Here is a 21,362-nt window from a genome sequence, read left to right as displayed (position 1 = left end):
TTTTTGTGTTACGAGGAGCTCACCATGGTTAAATGGTCCCCCTTTTTTGCGCTTACCCTGTTCGGTGCATTACTCACGTCTACCGCGACCGCCGCGAACAATGATGTTTTGTATTTCTACAATTGGTCTGAATATATCCCTAATTCGGTTATCGAAGATTTCACCGATGAAACGGGTATTGAGGTGATGTACTCCACCTATGAGTCAAACGAGACCATGTATGCCAAACTGAAAACGCATCCTGAGGGCTATGATCTTGTGGTGCCGTCAACTTACTATGTCGCTAAAATGCGTCAGCAAGGCATGCTACAAAAAATCGACAAATCGCAACTCCAGCATTTTTCAGGTCTGGATCCGGTTAACTTGAACAAACCTTTTGATCCTAACAATGATTATTCTGTGCCCTATATTTGGGGAGCGACAGGTATCGGCGTTAACACCGACTTTATGGACAAAGCCGATGTCTCGAGCTGGGCTGATTTATGGGATCCCAAATGGCAAGGCCAACTGTTGATGATGGATGATGCCAGAGAGCTATTTCATATTGCCCTGCGAAAACTCGGTTACTCTGCCAACACCACAGATCCGGAAGAAATAAAAGCGGCCTATCAGTCACTTAAAGCGTTGATGCCTAATGTATTGCTCTTTAATTCTGATTTTCCGGCTAACCCGTTTTTAGCCGGTGAAGTCACCTTAGGCATGCTTTGGAATGGCAGTGCCTACATGGCACGTCAAGAAGGCGCATCGATCGACATGGTGTGGCCAGAAGAAGGCGCAATTTTTTGGATGGATAGCCTCGCGATTCCAGCGGATGCTAAAAACGTCGATGCCGCGCATAAAATGATCGATTTTCTCTTACGTCCGGAAAACGCCGCTAAGCTTGCCCTGCAGATAGGTTATCCAACGCCAGTGAAAGCCGCCTATCCGTTATTGCCTGCCGCGTTTAAAAATAACCCGCAAATTTATCCACCACAGTCGGTGATGGCTGCCGGCGAATGGCAAAACGATGTAGGTGACGCCAACCGACTTTATGAAGATTATTTTCAACGCTTAAAAGCCGGTATGTGATCCCGCGTGCTGTTCTAGACTGTCAGGGGCAAAGACGCCCCTGATTTATCGCTCAAGCGCCAGTATCTCATCCACCAGCTCAGGCACTAAAGTGCTTGCTTTGCCGTAGCGCCGTTCATCAAACTCGCTCTCAACCGCACTGGGTTCGAGGTTGATTTCAATTGTATGCGCGCCATGCATTGCCGCTTCATGCACAAAGCCCGCTGCGGGATACACTGCCCCCGATGTCCCTATAGAGATAAACAAATCCGCTTTATTTAACGCCTCATGGATTTTCCCCATGCCCCATGGCATTTCACCAAACCAAACAACATGAGGCCGCAAAGGTGCCGGCATTTGACAACAGTGGCAGTGGTCAGAAACCGAAATATCACCTTTCCAATCAATGGTTTGCTGAGAGTGACTACAGCGTGCCTTTAATAGTTCACCATGCATATGAATAATATGATGGGTGCCAGCTCGCTCATGGAGATCGTCAATATTTTGTGTCACCACCAGCACAGAGGCATGAGTTGTTTTTTCCAAGTAAGCCAAGGCGTTATGGGCGAGGTTTGGGCTCACTCCCGACTGTAATTGTCGACGGCGATCATTATAAAACTGCTGCACTAACGTCGGATTGCGCTCAAACCCCTCAGGCGTTGCAACATCTTCAATGTGGTGTTCTTCCCACAAGCCATCTTGATCACGAAATGTTTTTATCCCTGATTCCGCTGATATGCCAGCGCCGGTTAAAATTACGATATGTTGATAAGGGAATGTCATACGCCTATCCTTGATAATTCATTAACCTACGCCATTTATACCACTCTCGCCTTTACCATTGAAGCATTGTGGTTTTAGACCTTAGTCGTTGACATAACTCACAAATAAGCGATGTAACGACTGGCTAGACCAATGCTTGGTACTGCTTGGGTTACAATGGCCGCTTATTTCTCGTATCTGTTACTCACTATGAATTTAGAACATTATTATTCTGAGCAAGATGGAAAACTGATTTTTACTCGCCAACAAGCGAGTGACTTTGCGAAACGCGTTGCCGGTGACTTTAACCCCATTCATGATACCGATGCGTCACGATTTTGTGTGCCGGGGGATCTGCTCCTTTCTATTTTGCTAGCAAAACGGGGATCAGTGAGGAAATTGAAATTCAGTTTAATGGCATGATCAGTGCCAACACCCCTTTAACTATCGTTGAAACAGATGAGGAAGTCACTGTCGTCGACGATGATCAAAAGCGCTACCTAACAATGACTCGACGCGGCGCGGTGCGTCATGATCAGGCATTGGCGACCGAAATAGCTACTCATTATGTTCAGTTTTCTGGCAAGAACTTTCCCCACATCATGGTGCCACTGATGCGTGAGCAACAGATGATGATAAACACCGATCGCCCATTGGTGATGTATGAAAAAATGAGCCTAGCATTCGACGATTTATCGATTGCCTCTGCGCAAGTCGAGCTCTCCGATTCAGCAATGCATGTCAGCGGAAAACGAGGAAAAGTTGAGCTCGCCTTTGATTTTATCGTTAACGGCCAACGAGTCGGTCACGGATGCAAGACCATGGTAGCCAGTGGATTACGCCCCTATTGCGAAGCGGCAATTCAAGACCTGGTTGAGCGATTTAATCAGCGAAAGGACGCTTACAGCACCATATAGCCCCGTGACTTTATAGTGTCCTATCGGCCCTGAAGCTCGCTAATCAGGGCCACTCACAGTGATGAAATCGCCCAGTGAATACTGATTCCCTAGAAGCCGTGCCAACTAGAAGCAGTGCTGAATAGCCAAATACTTATTGCGAATATGCTCAATCAATAAGCGTACCTTTTTCGGCGGTTGACGTGTAAACGGATAAACCGCGTAAATCCCAAGTTTTTTTCCCACTTGATCAGGGAACAGATCAATCAAATCCCCTTCGATTAAATCGTTATACACCAAACAGCGCGGCACATAAGCGATCCCATGACCACTCAACGCTCCCTGGCGCAATGCAATCGGGTTATCCGTAGACAGATTACCTGTCACTTTGATGACTTGATTTTTATCCTCGCCTTTAAACTCCCAATCACTCGCACCTGTGGTCTGATACGCGTATTGCAAGCAGTTATGCTGTTTAAGCTCAATGGGGTGCTGAGGCCTGCCGTGGCGAGCAATATAGCCTGGTGCTGCACATACGACCCACTGAGAATCGAGAATATGGCGAGCGATAAGACTCGAGTCTTCCAAGTACCCTGTACGGATCACTAAATCGAAGCCTTCATCAATCAAATCGACGAAGCGGTTGTTCAAAGACATATCAATATTCAAGCCGGGATATTGACCACAAAACTCAGCGACCGCTTCGGCTAACAATAACTCACCCGAGATTGTCGGGACGGATATCTTTATCTGCCCAGTAATCGCTTCTCCAAGTCCTGCAACAGCATCAAACGCTTCATCAGCGGCCTGCTTCACAGTTTTTGCACCTTGGTACAAGGTACGCCCTGCATCAGTAAGGGTCAGTTTGCGCGTTGTACGGTACAAAAGCTGCACGCCTAAGCCTTCTTCAAGCTTTTTAACACGTTTGCTAACTACGGAATTTGTCAGGGAATTTATTTCCGCGACCTTACTAAAAGAACCATACTCAACAACTTGAGCAAAAAGAACGAGATCATCTGTTTTAGGCATATTGTGTCAGTAATGGAAGTAATTATTTTCATTATTTCCATATATCAGAGAAATGTAAACGCGTAATGTCACACCTTGTTAACATTACGTCACCGAGCTGTCAGCAAAATAACAACACATGAGTGACGCCACTTTTTTACGTGATTTAACGGAAGAGACGCCTAACTAAGGAATACTTATGACAGATACCCTCTACGCCCTCGTTGCGTTCTCACCCATTGTGGTGGCTGCTATTTTACTGGTGGGGTTAAACTGGCCTGCCAAAAAGGCGATGCCGGTTGCCTTTATCATGACAGTCTTGATCGCACTATTCCAGTGGCAAATGAGCGCAGCCCGCGTATCGGCCTCTATTGCCCAAGGACTCATTATCACCGCCGCTGTCCTGTGGATCGTGTTTGGTGCCATCCTTTTACTTAACACGTTAAAGCACACAGGCGCGATCACCGTGATTCGAAATGGTTTTACCACTATCTCGGACGACAGGCGAATACAAGCCATTATCATCGCTTGGTGTTTCGGCTCTTTTATTGAGGGAGCATCTGGGTTTGGGACACCTGCTGCAATTGCCGCGCCACTCTTGGTTGCCATCGGTTTCCCTGCGCTTGCAGCGGTAGTGGTCGGCATGATGATCCAGTCAACCCCTGTGTCATTCGGCGCCGTGGGGACCCCCATTATCGTCGGGGTTAATAAAGGATTAGACAGTCATGCTATTGGTCAGACCCTCACCGCCAACGGCAGCGATTGGGCCACCTACTTGCAGGCAATTACCACGCAAGTCTCGTTTATTCATGCGGTGATCGGCACCCTTATGCCGCTGCTCATGGCTATGATGCTGACCCGTTTTTTTGGAAAAAATAAAAGCTGGAAAGAAGGCTTGGCGGTCGCGCCTTTTGCGATTTTTGCTGGTTTAGCCTTTACGGTTCCCTACGCGCTCACCGGCTGGCTGCTCGGCCCGGAGTTTCCATCACTACTCGGCGGGCTCGTCGGTATTGTGCTGGTCACGATAGCCGCCCGGAAAGGATTTCTTGTTCCTAAGACGCAGTGGGACTTTGATGATGAATCCACGTGGCCGACACATTGGCTAGGATCATTAAAAATGGACCTTAAAATCCAAGATAAACCCATGAGCATGGCAATGGCTTGGACGCCCTATATACTATTAGCTGTCTTCTTAGTGATTAGCCGCGTCAGCCCAACCGTTAAAACCGCACTCACGGATGTGAGCTTAAGTTTCACCACTCTGTTTGGTGAAACGGGCATTAATGCCGCCATTCAGCCTTTATATCTCCCTGGGGGCATTCTGGCATTTGTGGCCTTACTCGCCGTCTTATTACAAGCTCGTCAATTAGCCCCACTAATGACAGCTGCACACGAGTCGAGTAAAACACTGATCGGCGCCGGCTTTGTCTTGGTCTTTACGATTCCAATGGTGCGTATTTTTATCAACTCAGGCGTGAATGGTGCCGAACTCGTCAGTATGCCCGTGATGACCGCACGATTTGCCGCTGATCTGGTCGGCGATGGCTTCCCAGCGCTGAGTGCAACAATTGGCGCATTAGGCGCATTTATTGCCGGTTCAAACACCGTTTCGAACATGATGTTTAGTCAATTTCAGTTTGAAGTCGCACAGACCCTGGGCGCATCGACGGTGGTTGTCATTGCTCTACAGGCCGTTGGCGCGGCAGCTGGCAATATGATTGCAATACACAACGTCGTCGCCGCCTCTGCAACCGTTGGCTTACTTGGGCGAGAAGGCGCGACGCTCAGAAAAACGATTTTACCCACGCTGTATTATTTAGTCGCGGCCGGCATTATTGGCATTATATTGGTGAACATACTGCAATTTGCTGATGTGCTCACTGTAGCGTAATCTCAATCCATCAGGCCGAGCGTCTCTCGGCCTGCCTCACCACAAGCGGGCCAGCTAGGCTGACCCCAGCCTTTGTAAACATGAAGGAAAGGAACGCTTATGAATACCCCATCACGTTTGTCGTCAACCCAGCAGCAAACTTTTCTCTCGACGTTGACGGACATCGTGGGCAAAGACAACCTCCTTACCGATAAAAGCCAAACCCAGCACTATCGCATGGGGTGGCGCTCTGGGGGCGGATCGGCACTGGCCGTGATCTTTCCAACCTCGTTAGTGATGCAATGGCGCGTGCTACAAGCTTGTGTTGCAGCCGATGTGGTCATGATTATGCAAGCGGCTAATACGGGGTTAACCGAGGGCTCTACGCCCAAAGGGGATGACTATGATCGTGATGTCGTTATTATCAACACCACCCGCCTCGACGGATTACAATTGATTGATGATGGCAAGCAAGTGATCAGTTTCCCTGGCACCACACTGCATCACTTAGAGAAAACGTTGCGTCCCCACCATCGAGCGCCTCACTCGGTCATCGGCTCGTCGTGTATTGGCGCCTCAATTGTCGGCGGCGTGGCGAACAACTCAGGGGGAGCGCTAGTGAAGCGTGGCCCAGCTTATACGGAATATTCGCTGTTCGCGCAACTGACTGAACACGGTGAATTAGTACTGGTCAACCATTTAGGTATTGCCCTGGGTGACGACCCAGAAACCATACTCTCTCGCGTTGAAAAAGGGGATTACCGTCGCGAAGACGTTGTGTTTGACGACCGTAAAGCCTCCGCCCATGACTATGAGCACATCTTGCGTGATGTCGATGCCGACAGCCCTGCTCGTTATAACGCAGATAAACGTCGCCTGCATGAAGTAAGCGGGTGTGCCGGTAAACTCGCTGTGTTCGCTGTGCGACTAGACACCTATCCTATCCCCGAGCGCGAGCAAGTTTTTTATCTGGGTACCAATGATCCAGGTGTCTTCAATACGCTGCGTCGACGTGTACTGTCTGAATTGTCGCATTTGCCAGAGGTCGGTGAATACATGCACCGTGATGCCTTTAATATCGCCGAGCGTTACGGAAAAGACGTGTTTCTCGCGATTGGGCAACTGGGTACCGATTCAATCCCCAAGATGTTTGCCTTAAAAGCCCAGATCACCGCCTGGTTAGACAAAGTACCGCTGCTGCCTAAGTCCTTACCCGACAAAGTGATGCAGTATGCCAGTCAATTATTTCCTCAGCATTTACCCAAACGCATGTTGGCATTTCGCGATCGATATGAGCATCACTTGATCGTGAAAGCCTCTGACGAGAGCATTAATGAGATATCCGCCTTTTTAAGCCGCTTTTTTGCCGAGCACCCAGACAGTGACTATTTTGCCTGTAATGCGGATGAAGCCAAAAAAGCGATGTTGCATCGTTTTGCCGCCGCCGGTGCAGCGATCCGCTATCACATTATGCACCACCGGGATAGTGAAGACATTTTGGCTCTCGACATTGCACTAAAACGTAATGAAACCGAATGGCAAGAACACTTGCCCGAAGAGATTGAACAAAACATAGTGACAAAGCTCTATTACGGCCATTTCTTCTGTCATGTGTTTCACCAAGACTATGTGATCAAAAAAGGCGCAGACGTGGCAGCAATCAAAGCTAAGATGCTGGCGCAATTAGAAACCCGCGGCGCGAAATATCCGGCAGAGCATAATGTGGGACACCTTTATGCGGCAGAGCCCGATTTAGCCAACTTTTATCATCAGCTTGATCCAACCAACAGCTTCAACCCTGGGATCGGAAAAACCGGCAAGAAAAAGTACAGCACCGATTGCCAATGTCTTGACCATCAATTGCGGCACCCAACCTCGGATACCGCGACCAAGACAGCAACGTCCGGCTCATCGACAACCGCATCTCACTAACCGCCGAACAACAAACGAGTCAAGTCGCGCCTAGAGCGCGACTTTTTCTCGTATAAAACGGGCAAAACGTGGGATCCCTTTATCCGTCACGCCGTTATAACGTACGACAATGGTCTGTCCCTGCTCGGGCGGGCGTTGGCGCTGTTGATCGGTAAAACCAGAGCCAACGTTAAACACAGTGCCATCCGCCATCTGCACTTGGAGTGATCCCATCATTCCGCTCAAACGTCCCTGCCCCGGATTCATTCCCACCACAGACACATCGACTTCTTGGTAAGCCTTAAGCTTGACCAAGCTATCAACGCGCGCGCCAAGGTATAAACTCTCTGGATGATGCAGCATCAGCCCTTCGCCACCCGCGTCGGTGATTTGAGCCAAGCGATCGGCCAGTGCTTGGTCATTGGCCACCGGCTGCTGCTCAACCCACTGGATCACGTCGCCTCCTTGCTCGGCCAGGCGTTTTAATGCCAGATAGCGCTCAGCAAAGGGGCCTGGATGTTGTGGAAGATCGAACACGTAAAAACCAATACGTTGCCAGTCACTGTCATTTGGCGTCTTATCAAGCACCGTTCGCAATACGGTTTGAAATTCACCGCGCCCAGCCCATAACTCCCCATCAAGGGGCACATTAGGCAAGGCTGCCAGAAACGATTGCGGTGCATGAATGGGGTTCCCCTGGCGCGTCAACAATTCCGTGCCGGTCCAGTAGGCCCGAATGCCGTCTAGCTTCTCACTCGCCCAAAAGCCTTGATAGCTTTGTGACGCTAACTGCCCATCCACGCCGTGCATCAATGCCGGTGCCGATGGAGCACTCAATGATATGGCCGGGGATAGCACACAAGCAGAAAGCAAACCAATACTGAGCCGGTTAATATATCGCATCATTGTCCTCCTTATCGCATAAGGCTAAAGGCTAACCAGAATCTAAGCCTAAGCGGTAAAAGGAAGATGATTTTGGCAGTAAGCTAGCAACAGTTATTGTTCGGTAGTGAGGTTTGCAATGCATCGTGATAACTGACTCGCGGGCTTTTTTATGCCTGGTGGGAAAAGGCATAGATGAAGGTGCCATTTTTGATCACATCAATCACACGAGATGATATATCAGTGGGTAATGCCGGGCATCCCCAACTTCGTCCAAGACGACCGCTTTGCTCAATCATGGCGGGATTGGCGTAGTCAGCACCGTGAATCACAATTGCCCGTTCACGCGCCTTATCATTCAAACCTTCAGAGAGGCCATCTAAGCGTAGCGAATAGCCGTGTTTGCCGTGATACGTTTCCGCAGCACGATAAATGCCGAGGGATGTTTGTCGCGAATTGACGCGATTAGAAAACGTCTTGGCATACAGATTCCCGCTATTCTTGCCATGCGAGACGTACGAACGAAAAAGGATATTGCGCGTTTTGACATTAATCACCCAAAAGCGTTTCTCGGTCGACGGCTTACCATAATCAATCAACGTCATCACAGGCTTGGCACTGTGATGCTGGGAAAAGTGACGGTAGGCATCGGCAAAAGCGTGATAAGACACTTCTCCTTCAAGGTGAAGGGATTGATATAGCCCACTGACGTCATCTTTAAAGCTGGCCAATACGGGATGAGAGATGCTCAATGTAAGTAAGCCCAACAGCCCAAGTCCCCAAGAGGGAAGAATGAATCGCATCATGATGTGCTCCTTGTTTTGCCACTGCAATACAGGCTATCTAGTTAGCGTGCCTGTATTGACAAAAACAAAAACCGTGCCATCAAGACACGGCTTCATTAGCTATTGATAGTTAAGTAATTTAATCAGCTCACCGCAGACCGACGTACACGCGCAAGTCGACGGTGGCAGAAGGTTGCCACAATTAAAGCGCAGCCATTGCGTTTTTGATCCGCTTATCAGACACCGGGTACGGGGTGCCCAGTTGCTGAGCAAAGTAACTCACGCGTAGCTCTTCAATCATCCAACGAATCGCCTTCACCTCATCAGGCACCGGCTTTCCTTTTGGCAGCTTGTTATACAGCGTTTTATAGTCGTTCATGACCGACTCTATCTTGAGCATATGGTTACGATCGCGCGTCGGATCGACGGGTAATTTTTCTAGTCGACGCTCTATCGCCTTCATATAACGCAAAATATCCGGCAGCCGCTCCCAACCACAGTCGGTGGCAAACCCTTTGTATATCAAGCCTTCCAATTGCGCTTTAATATCAGACAGAGCAAATGCCATCGACAAATCTACTTTGCCTTTCAGTTTTTTGTTGATAGTAAACGCATGCGTCAGGATTTGCTCAACGTGCTGAGCAATGTCGACCACTGTATCGCCTAGCTCTGCACGCACGGTTTCTTTTAACGACTCAAACTCGGCCTCTTCCCAAGTAAGGCCGCCGTGCTGAGCAATTAATTTATCGACGCCACAAGCAATACAATCATCGATTAAATCCAGCACACGCCCATAGGGGTTAAAGTACAATCCCAGCTTTGATTTGTTGGGTAAATGTGCATGAAGATATTTAATCGGCGATGGCACATTGAGTAAAATCAACCGGCGCTGTCCGGCCTGCATCGCTTTTAGTTGCTGATCTTCCGTTTCAAATAAGCGAATCGCGACGCTGTCTTTTTCATCCACCAGCGCCGGGTAAGCCTTGACTTCAAAGCCATGTTTTTTTTGCTGATAACGCGATGGCAAACGGCCAAAGTGCCATTGCGTGATCCCTTGCTGCTCAATGTCATCATCTGCCACGTCCGACAAGGTGGCCTGAACCTGATCTTTGAGTGACACTTTAAGCGCGTTCAGATCTTCGCTTTCCGCGAGGGTTCGATTTTTATCATCGACGACGCGGAACTGCATCCGCAAATGCTCTGGCAGTTGGCTGAAGTTCCAGCTTTCACGCGCAATCGTCACCCCTGACATCTGCTTAAGGGCTTTTTCCATACTATCTAGCAAAGGCGCCTCTAGTGGCGTCACGCGCTGTAAGATTGCATCGGCATAGTTGGGGGCCGGGACAAAGTTACGACGTAACGGCTTAGGCAAGGATTTGATCAATGCGACAATCAGCTCATGACGCAGACCCGGCACATGCCAATCAAAGCCCTCTTCAGATACCTGGTTGAGAATCGGTAACGGAATATGCACCGTGACCCCATCATGATCTTGCCCGGGTTCAAACTGATAACTGAGCTTGAGTTTGACGTTATCTTGATACCAAACGTTGGGATAGTCTAACTCGGTGACATGGCTCGCATCACCTTGCAGCAGCATGGCTTTTTCGAAATTCAGTAAATCGGGATCGTCCTGACGGGCTTTTTTCCACCAGCTATCAAAGTGACGACCACTGACCACACTGTGATCGAGACGCTGGTCATAAAAATCAAACAAGGTGTCATCGTCTGCCAAAATATCGCGGCGACGCGATTTAAGCTCTAGCTCTTCCACCTCCGCAAGCAGCTTTTGATTTTGACGGAAAAAGGCGTGCTTAGTCTGCCAGTCGCCTTCAACCAGCGCCGAGCGAATAAATAGTTCGCGGCTGAGCACAGGATCAATCGGGCCATAGTTTACTTTGCGGCTGGCAACAATCGGGATCCCGTATAAGGTCACTTTTTCGCTTGCCATGACCGCCGCCTGCTTCCGAGACCAATGCGGCTCACTGTAGGTGCGCTTAATCAGATGCTGCGCCAAGGGTTCGACCCACTCGGGTTGGATCCGCGCGGCAATTCGCCCCCATAATTTGGAGGTTTCGACCAGCTCGGCCACCATCACCCATTTAGGCTGTTTTTTAAATAAGCCCGATCCAGGAAAAATATGGAAACGTGCATTGCGGGCACCTTGGTAATCGTTCTTCTCTTGGTCTTTTAAACCAATATGACTCAACATGCCGGCGAGTAAAGCCATATGCACAGCCTGATAGTTTGCCGGCTCTTGGTTAAATGCGCTGTTTTGCTCTTTCATTACCTGGGTAATTTGGTAGTGGACATCTTGCCACTCTCGTACACGCAGGTAGTTGAGGTAGTCTTTTTTACACTGCTTGCGGAACTGGTTATTCGACAGCAATTGTTGCTGCTCTTTCACGTAGCCCCACAGATTGACATACGCTAAAAAGTCGGATTCTTTATCGGCAAACCGGCGGTGCTGCTCATCGGCTTGTTGCTGTTTGTCCGCCGGACGCTCACGCGGATCTTGAATCGCCAGCGCGGCAGCAATCACCATCACTTCATTGAGTGCCCCATACTTAGGCGCTTCAATCACCATGCGCGCTAAACGCGGATCAATCGGAAGCTTGGCCAGGGTTTTGCCCACTCCCGTCAGCTGACGCTTGGAGGCCACTTGTCCGGATTTAATTGCCCCCAGCTCTTCGAGTAAGCGCACACCGTCTTTAATGTGACGGCTATCAGGTGGCTGAACAAACGGAAAGGCTTGAATATCACCCAGACCAAGCGCCGTCATTTGCAAAATCACCGACGCCAGATTGGTTCGAAGAATTTCCGGATCGGTAAACTCAGGTCGACCTAAAAAATCGTCTTCGCTATAAAGGCGAATACAAATCCCTTCTGACACACGCCCGCAACGGCCCTTACGCTGGTTGGCACTGGCTTGCGAAATTGGCTCAATGGGCAACCGCTGTACCTTGGTGCGGTAGCTATAGCGTGAAATGCGCGCCGTACCCGGATCAATCACATACTTGATCCCCGGGACCGTCAACGAGGTTTCTGCGACGTTGGTGGCCAGTACAATCCGTCGCCCAGAATGAGATTGAAAAACACGATTTTGTTCGCCGGCAGAAAGCCGAGCATAGAGCGGTAAAATCTCGGTATCCCGTAACTGGCGACGTTGCAAGTGATCGGCCGTGTCACGAATTTCTCGCTCACCATTCATAAAGATCAGAATGTCGCCTGGCCCTTCGGTGCAAAGCTCATCGACGGCTTCGCTAATCGCTTCAAGCTGATCGCGGTCGCTTTCATCGTCTTCAGCCAACGGACGATAGCGCACGTCAACCGGATAAGTGCGGCCAGACACCTCAATCATGGGGGCATTGTTGAAATGCTTAGAAAAACGTTCTGGGTCGATAGTCGCCGAGGTGATGATGACTTTTAAGTCGGGACGCTTTGGCAGCAACTCGCGCAAATAGCCGAGAATAAAGTCGATATTGAGGCTACGTTCATGCGCTTCATCGATGATAATGCAGTCATACTGATTGAGATAACGATCATGCTGAATTTCTGCCAACAAGATCCCGTCAGTCATCAGCTTTACTTGAGTCGCATCTGACACCTTGTCGTTAAAACGCACTTTATAGCCGATACTACGGCCAAGCTCGACATCAAGCTCATCGGCAATGCGAGAAGCAACAGAGCGCGCCGCCAAGCGACGTGGCTGCGTATGACCAATGGTCCCTGCAACACCCAGCCCTAATTCCATACAAATCTTGGGTAGCTGAGTGGTTTTACCCGATCCCGTTTCACCGGCAATAATCACTACCTGATGGTTGGCAATAGCCTCGGCAATATCGTCTTTTTTCTGACTAACGGGCAATGCCTCAGGATAACTAATGGTGGGCGTGCTCGTTTGTCGCGATAAGACGCGCTGCATGCTTTGCGCCATATCCGCGGCGATTTGATCGTAAACGGCCTGTTTGGCATCGTTTTTATTGATTTTCTGCGCACCGTAAATGCGTTTTTTAAAGCGAAAACGGTCTTGCAGCATACAATCGTTTAAGGCTGCAAATAGCGTGTCTGGCGTGTTGTGATGACGTGAACTCAAGGCGATTCCTGCTTACTGCTTAATCTTTTAAGGCGTTTATCAGTGTCACAGCCGATAAATAAGGTTGATTGGTGTCGCATCCTATCACAAAGTAAAAAGAATCAAACCTGCATAGGATTCGCGCCGTATTCTATGACAGACCGAAATGACTTCGCAGTAGGGAGAAGCGTCATGCTTAAACAGCTATTTAGTAAATTAGAATCTGCCTTTGCGGCCGATCTGGGGCAACAGGGCGATCAAGCAGGCTTATCACGGCATCAAGCGATGGCTGGCCTGCTCAGTGAAGTCGCCATGGCGGATCATGATATTGATGAAAGGGAGAAGGAGACCAAGAAAGCACGGATCTGCCAACTTTTATCGCTTGAGAGCACGCAAGCTGAATCGTTACTTGAGCAAGCACGACAACACAGTGAGCATGCAACGTCACTCTATGAATATACCGATAAATTACGCGATCTCGACCCGCACACACGGATTTTGCTTATCGAAGCCATGTGGTCGGTGGCTTACGCCGATGAAAACATCGACCCCTTAGAGGAAGCCGTGATTCGAAAAACGGCCGAGCTACTTTATGTCGATCATGCTGACTTTATTCGCGCCAAATTAACGGTTATCGACAACGATGAACGTGACTAGCAACGCGTGGTAGTTAACTCGTTCGCGCACGCATAATCACGGGGCCATTTACCGTGGAGACTTGCTCAAGCGGGGTCGCAAACACCTCTGAAAGTTGGCGATCGGTTAACACCTGCCCAGGGCGCCCAGTGGCAACAAGGCGTCCCTGGTTAAGCAATAATACCTTATCGGCATGTACCAATGTCCGGTTGAGATCGTGATTCGCCATCACAATCGCAATGCCATAAGTTGCTGCCATCATGCTAATTTCTTGGTAGATGATTTCTTGTTGTGCCACATCAAGCCCAGTTGCCGGTTCATCCAGTAATAGCAGACACGCATGAGGGTTAAGTGACGGCAACACTTGCAACAAAGCGCCGGCGAGACGAACACGTTGCCACTCTCCTCCGGACAAGCTATCAATGCGCCGATGGAGTTTATCGGAAACAGCTAAACGCGAGGCGATATGATTCACCGCCTCATCACGTGCGCTGCCAGCCATTCGCTGTAAGCTTTGTCCTTGTAAGCTTGGTCTTGGTAAGCTATCAAGCACCAGATTAAGGTATTCAAACACCCCCATGACGAACGCCGGACGTTGATGCTGCATCAGGTAGCCGCGCCACTGCGCCAATGTTTGCCGGGTTTGACCGCCGAGACGTTGGCTATTGATCGCGATGTGACCAGCTTCTGGCATCTCTAATCCCGAGAGAAGCTGTAACAAGGTACTTTTGCCACTGCCATTAGGCCCAATTAAATGCACCACCTGCCCGGCTTCAACGGATAGGGAAAGGGGAAAAAGCCTCGGCGGCAAACTCACATCTTGCGCATGAACCACCATTACCCTACCCTCACTAACATCCAAATAAACAAAGGTGCACCAATCACACTGGTTACCACGCCGACAGGTAACTCCGCCGAGGGAATAATAAGCCGTCCAATGGTATCCGCACAGACGAGCAATAATGCGCCGGCAAGCGCCGACATTGGCAACAAGTAGCTATTACGGCTGCCCAACCATAAGCGCAAATAATGCGGCACAATTAGACCAATAAAGCCGATCACACCGGCCGTCGCAACCGATACCCCAACCAGTATGCTCACGAGCACAATCAACTGCCAACGCAGCCGATGAGTATCAAGTCCCAATTGCTGTGCTTGTTGGTCGCCAAGCATGAGTTGATCGAGTTTTTGCCCGTAGCGCCATAATAGCGCAATACAAGGTAACGTTATCAATAATATCGCAACATGCTCTAAACGCATGCCCGATAGCGATCCCATTAACCAAACCATTAATTGGCGTAGGTTAAAGTCGGTGCTGAAATAAAATGCCAATGTCACTCCCGAGCCGGCTAAGATGCTCAGGGCAACCCCCACCAATAAAATTCGGGACGTGGCTAATGCCCGGCGTGCCAACATCACCAATATCAAGGTAAAGGCACTGGCGCCTAGCATCGCAGCAATCGCCATATGCGAGCTTGATGCCCACGTAGGTGCAAGCAGTAATAATAAGACGACCGCAATGCTCGCCCCACCGGAGATCCCAAGCACACCCGGCTCAGCCAAAGGATTACCCAGCAATACTTGCAAGCTGGCTCCCGCCATCGCCAGCGACGCTCCTATCAATAATGCAGCTAACACCCGAGGCAAACGCAGCTGGATCAGCAGTTGTTGCGCCAATGGCGAATCGGGCGCGAGCGGATTAATCCAGAGCTCTCCCACACTCAGCGCCACGCCACTGGCTAACAACAAAAGACAGGAAAAAAGACATAACGCGCGCCGCCAACGGATATGTTGGCGGGCGGTGAGTGATGACACTTGCATGGGTCGTTCGACCATCTATTTAGCACATAATAATGCAATGTACTTTACCGACTGAATCAACGGTTGAAAAGCGCTAACGCCCAGCGTGTGGCAAGAGTACGCAATTACGCTGATGTTGTCTTCACATACAAGGGCTGGTCGGCATCAGGGCGAAAAGGCGTGGCTAATAATCCAGCACGATGGCCAACCGGCACATTCGCATTGGGGAAGATCACGACCTCACCGTCTTGCTCAGCATGAATGCTCATGCCTTCATCCGTGGCTAAGCATTCACCTTGCTGAAACGGCGTAAAGTTCTTCGCCGAGGATGAAAACGTCAGCGCAAACTGCTCGGTGTGTTTCGTCAACGTGCGTGTTACTCGATAAAAACGCATGGGTGTCAGTGTCGAGGGCAACGCAGTCTCGCTAAGGAGCGTGCGTAATGTCTGATTAAGCGGTGCATACTCACGCATGTCGTTCTCATACAGTGGCGCAACACGCCCCATTTCTAAGGTCGCCGCCAAGGCATCATGATGGTTGGCGCTGTACCAGCTGAATGTGGGGGATGGCGATTGTGACAGAACACTCGCATCCATTTGCGCATCGTTGAGCAAGGCCGCCAGTGGGCGTACATCCGTCGCTTTAGACGTCGTGGGGATCACGCCAAACATATAGTGGAAAGAGTCGCGAATAGCGCTGTGTAAATCCAAGTGCCAACGCTGCATTGACGCGGGCTGCGCCGCAAAAAAGTCACTGACTGCTTGCTGTAGCTGGTTTGCCAAGTGGTGTTCTTCGTTTTTTTCTTGATTCCAGCCACCAAAAAGACGGTTCAAGTTATCTTCAATAAACCGGGTATGGGCTTTAATGGCTTCTGCATGACCAATAATGAGCAGTAACGGCACCGTCGGAATCAATGCGCCACTGAGAATATCGGCCAGCAACCCGTCAATCAGCTCAATCGGTGCGGTTTCATCGCCATGGATCCCCGCAGATAAGACCACGCAACGCGATACCGTGGGGTTGTCAGGTTGGATGCGCACCACACCGGGCATGTGGTGTGTGAAGGTCATAGACGACTGATGCCATTGGTCGGCTTGGAACGCGTGAGGCGCGGTCAGGGCGGCATCAATAAAGGCGCCTGGGCGTGCTGTCAGCATAATGCTTCCTTTTATTACAACTAGACAACAAAACGTTACAACGAGATAACCAATAACCCCAGTGTTTTATCCTGACAATGTGATCATGTATAGACAAATTAAAAAGCCGTGAACCAAAGGCACACGGCTTTCTATTGTGGTGCTATCACCACCGACAAGTTGATGTAGGCTTACTTTTCAACTTCTGCATTTTCAACTCGTGCTTTAAGTTTTTGGCCGGGTCGAAAAGTGACAACACGACGCGCCGTGATCGGAATATCTTCCCCTGTTTTAGGGTTTCGACCGGGGCGTTGATTCTTGTCTCGCAAATCAAAATTACCAAAACCGGACAGTTTGACTTGCTCGCCACTTTCAAGCGCTTTTCGTACTTCTTCAAAAAACACTTCGACTGTATCCTTGGCGTCCCGTTTGCTAATCCCGATATTTTCAAACAGGTTCTCAGCCAAATCGGCTTTCGTGAGCGCCATAGGTTTTCCCTCAAGAATTGTTTAACATATTGGCAATACCGCAGTATCGACACCGCCATTCTACACGTGGTCTACGCGTCTTTAGCCCTTGTATTTTAGGAACATTCGAAAACCACTTAAAAACAAGTGTATGCCAACTGGCTGATTTGCGCCAACTTTTTTACATGAAAAAAATAGCGCCATGTCCAAAAAATTGACCTTTTAAACCAATACGTTACACGTTTATCTGCCGGTACGTCTATAAATGGACAACCTCTGTGGTCGATATTAGACGCTTTTATCAATAATTGAACAATTAATAAACAAATATAGCGAATTTATTCAGTTTTTCAAACGCATAGATGTTAGGCCATTTAGGCATAAAAAAAGCAGCGTTACCGCTGCTTTTTTCACTTAAATGAGGCTAATCTCGCAAGACCACGCCCAGTTTTTCTGAGAGGTTGTGCACGACACCCGACACCGCGTCACTGATATCGGCCTCTTCTAGGGTGCGCTCATCCGATTGCAAAATAAGTGCTATCGCTAAGCTCTTCTTCCCGTCTTCTACCCCTTTACCGGTATACAGGTCGAAAAGTTGTGCATCTTTAATCAGCGCATTACCACTTTGCAAACACGCAGCGACTACATCACCTGATGCGAGCGACTCATCGGCAATCACCGCAATATCACGACGGTTTGCAGGGAACTTGGACAGACCGGCCGCTTCAGGAATAAAGCGCGTATCAATCGCTTGCCATTCCAGCTCAAACACCACGGTACGCCCATTTAAGCCAAACTCGCGTTCTAGCTCTGGATGTAGCGTACCAATATGGCCGACAACATTGCCATCAAACTCAATCGCTGCAGTTTGGCCTGGGTGCATCGCGGGATGAGAGGCTGACACAAAGCGGAAATCATTCAACTGACCGGTTAGCTCAAGCACCGCTTCCAGATCCCCTTTTAAGTCAAAGAAATCAACCGTTGCGCTGGTCAGACCCCAATGCTCTTCGCTACTTGGTCCGGCAATAACCCCGGCAAGCATCCGCTCTTGGCGAATGTTATCTTGACGTATGTCACCGCTCATATCGCCTTCAGGCGTGAAGCGTAAACCAAACTCAAACAAACGTACGCGCGGTTGTTGACGCTTTTGATTATAGGCCACCGTATTGAGCAAACCAGGTAATAAGCTTAAGCGCATCGCGGACATATCCGCCGAGATGGGGCTTGGCAGGATTAACGGCGCCACATTCGGCACAATCAACGCCTGTTGCTTGGGCTCAACAAAGCTATAAGTGATCGCTTCATGGAAACCACGGTCAACCAGAAGATCACGTACACGCTTGAGTGGCATCGCCGCTTCTTTATATTCGCGCATGGTGAGCGCAGCTTTCGGCGCACGGGTCGGAATATTGTCGTAGCCATAGATACGACCCACTTCCTCAATCAAATCTTGCTCGATGGCAATATCAAAACGCCAGCTTGGTGCCGTTGCTTCCCAACCTTGATCGGTGGTCGTCACCGCACAGCCTAAGCGGGTCAAAATGGCATCGACATCCTTGTTGTCAATAGCATGCCCGAGTAAACCATCGAGCTTGGTACGACGAAGTGTGACAGTGTCACGAACTGGCAAGGTGTTAGTGAACTCAGCCGTCACAATCTCGCCCGCTTCGCCGCCACAGATAGCCAGCAATAATTCAGTGGCTCGCTCCATCGCTGCGGCTTGCAGTGCCGGATCAACCCCGCGCTCAAAGCGGTGAGATGAATCTGTGTGTAGACCATAGCTACGTGCACGACCACGAATCGCTTCCGGGGCAAAAAAGGCTGACTCTAACAGAATATCTTGGGTTTCTGTGGTCACACCTGACTCTTGGCCGCCAAAAATGCCCGCCATCGCCAACGCTTTTTTCTCATCCGCAATAACGAGCGTTTGCGCATTTAGTTTGGCTTCATTGCCATCAAGTAAGGTCAGTGCTTCGCCTTCTTCGGCTAAACGCACCACGATGCCACCTTCAATCTTGCCAAGATCAAACGCATGCATTGGCTGACCTTGCTCAAGCATCACATAGTTGGTGACATCCACCACAGGATCGATAGAACGAATACCACTGCGACGCAGTTTTTCTTGCATCCACAACGGGCTCTGCGCATTAAGATCAACGTTTTTTACCACACGACCCAGATAACGTGGGCACGCTTGCGGCGCATCGATGCGCACCGATACTTTGTCTTCAATGCTGGCAGCAACAGGCGTAATGGTAGGCTCTGTTACATCGGTGCGGTTTAATACGCCCACTTCACGCGCCAAGCCACGTAGGCTCAAACAATCAGCGCGGTTTGGGGTCAAATCCACATCGATGGTGACATCGTTGAGTGCAAGATAATCACGGATGTCAGTACCAATCGGCGCGTCAGCGGGCAATTCGATAATCCCATCCGATTCCACATCGATACCCAGCTCGGTGAACGAGCACAACATACCGAATGATGGCTGACCGCGTAGCTTAGCCTTTTTGATTTTAAAATCACCCGGCAATACCGCTCCAACCATGGCTACCGCCACTTTTAAGCCTTGGCGACAATTCGGCGCACCACAGACAATATCCAGTAACTCATCGTTACCTACATTAATTTTAGTGACCCGCAGTTTGTCTGCGTCAGGGTGTTGACCACATTCTACCACTTCACCCACAACCACACCGCTAAACTCGCCAGCCACGGGGGCAATCTCGTCAACTTCAAGACCGGCCATGGTGATCTGGTGGGCAAGCGCGTTGGTGTCGTTTGCTGGATTTACCCACTCTCTCAACCAAGATTCACTGAATTTCATTATTACCTTGCCCCACTGATTACTTAAATTGTTTCAAAAAGCGCAGATCGTTCTCAAAGAACGCACGAAGATCATTCACGCCATAGCGCAACATGGTTAGGCGCTCAACCCCAATACCAAAGGCAAAACCTTGATATTCCTCTGGGTCAATGTTCACCGACCGCAGGACATTGGGGTGAACCATGCCACAACCTAAGATCTCTAGCCATTTGCCACCTTTACGGCGCACATCGACTTCCGCTGAGGGCTCGGTAAACGGGAAATAGGAAGGACGGAAACGTACTTCGAGATCTTCCTCAAAAAAGTTGCGAAGGAAGTCGTTCAAAATACCTTTTAGATCGGCAAAGGTAATGTCTTTATCGACCAGTAAGCCTTCTACTTGGTGGAACATGGGCGTGTGCGTTTGGTCGTAATCGTTTCGATAAACACGGCCTGGCGCAATAATACGGAATGGCGGTTTGCCGGCTTCCATGGTCCGGATCTGAACGCCCGAGGTATGGGTACGCAACATCAAATCAGGGTTAAAGAAGAAGGTGTCATGATCGGTACGCGCGGGATGATCGGCTGCGATGTTCAATGCATCAAAGTTATGGAAGCCATCTTCCACTTCCGGTCCAGCTTCCACCGAAAAACCAAGCTCACCAAAAAATTGCTCAATACGCTCAATGGTGCGCGTCACCGGATGCAACCCACCGTTTTCAATCCGGCGGCCTGGCAAGCTCACATCAATGGTTTCGGCGGCCAGTTTGGCTTCTAGCTCAGCACGTTCTAGTGCTTGCTTACGTTCAGCAATCGTCTGCTGCACGGTTTGCTTAGCCTGATTAATCTTCTGACCCGCTTCACGGCGTTCTTCAGGAGGCAATTTGCCTAAAGCCTGAAGCTGTGCGGTTAACTCCCCCTTCTTTCCTAGGTATTTTACCCGGACTTCATCCAATGCAGCCACAGAGGCAGCATCGGCCACCGCATTGGTTGCATTCGCAAGAATTTCTTCTAATTGTTGCATTGTTTCCTCGTCGACCCGTTGGGCAGTCCAAACCAGGTAGGTGCGTGACAATACCTGCTGACATCATGGTTTCACCCATTGTCTGAGCAAACTGACAGAGTCGTCTTGTTATACGCCTCAATGCCAATTGACTGAGAGAACAGGTAATAAATTGACCTTACATACTAATTAATGCCAAGACTAATGCCAAACGCTAAACGGCATTTAAGCCATTTTTCCTCGCCATCAGCTACCGGTTTATCCATTTTGTTGGCATA

The 21,362-nt window shown here is 49.6% G+C and carries 15 protein-coding genes and 1 pseudogene; 5 read left to right on the top strand and 11 right to left on the bottom strand.

Annotated elements, in window-relative coordinates:
- Window positions 1-24: 24 nt before the first annotated feature.
- Complete coding sequence (locus HLG76_RS00595) at window positions 25-1,068, top strand: extracellular solute-binding protein (RefSeq protein WP_077679624.1); 1,044 nt, start codon at window positions 25-27, stop codon at window positions 1,066-1,068.
- Between the two features lie 45 nt (window positions 1,069-1,113).
- On the opposite strand, the gene cobB is transcribed toward HLG76_RS00595, so the two are convergent.
- Window positions 1,114-1,830: a Sir2 family NAD+-dependent deacetylase gene (gene cobB / locus HLG76_RS00590; protein ID WP_021023193.1), complete on the bottom strand. Its 717-nt coding sequence runs from the start codon at window positions 1,828-1,830 to the stop codon at window positions 1,114-1,116.
- A 132-nt stretch (window positions 1,831-1,962) separates the two neighbouring features.
- Between cobB and HLG76_RS00585 the strand changes: the two are divergent.
- A pseudogene (locus tag HLG76_RS00585) lies at window positions 1,963-2,726 on the top strand (DUF3581 family protein).
- 105 nt (window positions 2,727-2,831) lie between these two features.
- Here HLG76_RS00585 and HLG76_RS00580 read toward each other — a convergent pair.
- Entirely contained in the window at window positions 2,832-3,734 is a 903-nt protein-coding gene (locus tag HLG76_RS00580) for a LysR family transcriptional regulator (RefSeq protein WP_077460515.1), read from the bottom strand.
- Window positions 3,735-3,912: 178 nt separating this feature from the next.
- On the opposite strand from HLG76_RS00580, the gene HLG76_RS00575 reads away from it, so the two are divergent.
- Window positions 3,913-5,604, top strand: coding sequence for an L-lactate permease (locus HLG76_RS00575; RefSeq protein WP_175992893.1), 1,692 nt, complete (start codon window positions 3,913-3,915; stop codon window positions 5,602-5,604).
- A gap of 99 nt (window positions 5,605-5,703) precedes the next feature.
- Window positions 5,704-7,515 carry a D-lactate dehydrogenase gene (gene dld / locus HLG76_RS00570; protein ID WP_175992892.1) on the top strand — a complete coding sequence of 604 codons (1,812 nt, stop codon included), beginning with the start codon at window positions 5,704-5,706 and terminating at the stop codon, window positions 7,513-7,515.
- 30 nt (window positions 7,516-7,545) lie between these two features.
- Here dld and HLG76_RS00565 read toward each other — a convergent pair whose 3' ends face one another.
- The 3 genes from HLG76_RS00565 to hrpA form a co-directional block, all read right to left on the bottom strand.
- Window positions 7,546-8,400 carry a DNA ligase gene (locus tag HLG76_RS00565; RefSeq protein ID WP_077576011.1) on the bottom strand — a complete coding sequence of 285 codons (855 nt, stop codon included), beginning with the start codon at window positions 8,398-8,400 and terminating at the stop codon, window positions 7,546-7,548.
- 146 nt (window positions 8,401-8,546) lie between these two features.
- Complete coding sequence (locus tag HLG76_RS00560) at window positions 8,547-9,182, bottom strand: murein L,D-transpeptidase catalytic domain family protein (RefSeq protein WP_254877531.1); 636 nt, start codon at window positions 9,180-9,182, stop codon at window positions 8,547-8,549.
- Between the two features lie 181 nt (window positions 9,183-9,363).
- Window positions 9,364-13,200, bottom strand: a complete 3,837-nt coding sequence (gene hrpA / locus HLG76_RS00555) for an ATP-dependent RNA helicase HrpA (RefSeq protein WP_254877591.1) — start codon at window positions 13,198-13,200, stop codon at window positions 9,364-9,366.
- Window positions 13,201-13,428: 228 nt separating this feature from the next.
- Between hrpA and HLG76_RS00550 the strand changes: the two genes are divergently transcribed.
- Entirely contained in the window at window positions 13,429-13,893 is a 465-nt protein-coding gene (locus tag HLG76_RS00550) for a TerB family tellurite resistance protein (RefSeq protein WP_021023185.1), read from the top strand.
- 13 nt (window positions 13,894-13,906) lie between these two features.
- On the opposite strand, the gene btuD is transcribed toward HLG76_RS00550, so the two are convergent.
- The 6 genes from btuD to pheS all read right to left on the bottom strand — a co-directional run bounded on the left by btuD (window position 13,907) and on the right by pheS (window position 21,105).
- Window positions 13,907-14,710: a vitamin B12 ABC transporter ATP-binding protein BtuD gene (gene btuD, locus HLG76_RS00545; protein ID WP_021023184.1), complete on the bottom strand. Its 804-nt coding sequence runs from the start codon at window positions 14,708-14,710 to the stop codon at window positions 13,907-13,909.
- The gene (btuC, locus tag HLG76_RS00540; RefSeq protein ID WP_254877528.1) at window positions 14,710-15,708 is read right to left on the bottom strand and encodes a vitamin B12 ABC transporter permease BtuC; all 999 of its coding nucleotides are present in this window, start codon (window positions 15,706-15,708) and stop codon (window positions 14,710-14,712) included. The genes btuD and btuC overlap by 1 nt, the downstream gene beginning before the upstream one ends.
- Window positions 15,709-15,797: 89 nt before the next feature.
- Window positions 15,798-16,829, bottom strand: a complete 1,032-nt coding sequence (locus tag HLG76_RS00535) for a succinylglutamate desuccinylase (RefSeq protein ID WP_175992890.1) — start codon at window positions 16,827-16,829, stop codon at window positions 15,798-15,800.
- A 170-nt stretch (window positions 16,830-16,999) separates the two neighbouring features.
- A complete protein-coding gene (gene ihfA, locus HLG76_RS00530) occupies window positions 17,000-17,296 on the bottom strand; it encodes an integration host factor subunit alpha (protein WP_077460508.1) in 297 nt (98 codons plus the stop codon).
- Window positions 17,297-17,699: 403 nt separating this feature from the next.
- Window positions 17,700-20,102 carry a phenylalanine--tRNA ligase subunit beta gene (gene pheT, locus HLG76_RS00525; RefSeq protein WP_175992889.1) on the bottom strand — a complete coding sequence of 801 codons (2,403 nt, stop codon included), beginning with the start codon at window positions 20,100-20,102 and terminating at the stop codon, window positions 17,700-17,702.
- Window positions 20,103-20,121: 19 nt separating this feature from the next.
- Complete coding sequence (gene pheS, locus HLG76_RS00520) at window positions 20,122-21,105, bottom strand: phenylalanine--tRNA ligase subunit alpha (RefSeq protein ID WP_025744396.1); 984 nt, start codon at window positions 21,103-21,105, stop codon at window positions 20,122-20,124.
- Window positions 21,106-21,362: the final 257 nt, after the last annotated feature.

Source organism: Salinivibrio sp. EAGSL (assembly GCF_013366455.1).
Classification (GTDB): Bacteria; Pseudomonadota; Gammaproteobacteria; order Enterobacterales; family Vibrionaceae; genus Salinivibrio; species Salinivibrio costicola.
Note: the sequence above shows the minus strand (reverse complement) of the source record. Positions and strands in the feature narration are given on the sequence as shown.

Coding starts and splice junctions, on each gene's coding strand:
- HLG76_RS00595 (WP_077679624.1), top strand. CDS start 25: ATGGTTAAATGGTCCCCCTTTTTTGCGCTTACCCTGTTCGGTGCATTA.
- cobB (WP_021023193.1), bottom strand. CDS start 1,830: ATGACATTCCCTTATCAACATATCGTAATTTTAACCGGCGCTGGCATA.
- HLG76_RS00580 (WP_077460515.1), bottom strand. CDS start 3,734: ATGCCTAAAACAGATGATCTCGTTCTTTTTGCTCAAGTTGTTGAGTAT.
- HLG76_RS00575 (WP_175992893.1), top strand. CDS start 3,913: ATGACAGATACCCTCTACGCCCTCGTTGCGTTCTCACCCATTGTGGTG.
- dld (WP_175992892.1), top strand. CDS start 5,704: ATGAATACCCCATCACGTTTGTCGTCAACCCAGCAGCAAACTTTTCTC.
- HLG76_RS00565 (WP_077576011.1), bottom strand. CDS start 8,400: ATGATGCGATATATTAACCGGCTCAGTATTGGTTTGCTTTCTGCTTGT.
- HLG76_RS00560 (WP_254877531.1), bottom strand. CDS start 9,182: ATGATGCGATTCATTCTTCCCTCTTGGGGACTTGGGCTGTTGGGCTTA.
- hrpA (WP_254877591.1), bottom strand. CDS start 13,200: ATGCTGCAAGACCGTTTTCGCTTTAAAAAACGCATTTACGGTGCGCAG.
- HLG76_RS00550 (WP_021023185.1), top strand. CDS start 13,429: ATGCTTAAACAGCTATTTAGTAAATTAGAATCTGCCTTTGCGGCCGAT.
- btuD (WP_021023184.1), bottom strand. CDS start 14,710: ATGGTGGTTCATGCGCAAGATGTGAGTTTGCCGCCGAGGCTTTTTCCC.
- btuC (WP_254877528.1), bottom strand. CDS start 15,708: ATGGTCGAACGACCCATGCAAGTGTCATCACTCACCGCCCGCCAACAT.
- HLG76_RS00535 (WP_175992890.1), bottom strand. CDS start 16,829: ATGCTGACAGCACGCCCAGGCGCCTTTATTGATGCCGCCCTGACCGCG.
- ihfA (WP_077460508.1), bottom strand. CDS start 17,296: ATGGCGCTCACGAAAGCCGATTTGGCTGAGAACCTGTTTGAAAATATC.
- pheT (WP_175992889.1), bottom strand. CDS start 20,102: ATGAAATTCAGTGAATCTTGGTTGAGAGAGTGGGTAAATCCAGCAAAC.
- pheS (WP_025744396.1), bottom strand. CDS start 21,105: ATGCAACAATTAGAAGAAATTCTTGCGAATGCAACCAATGCGGTGGCC.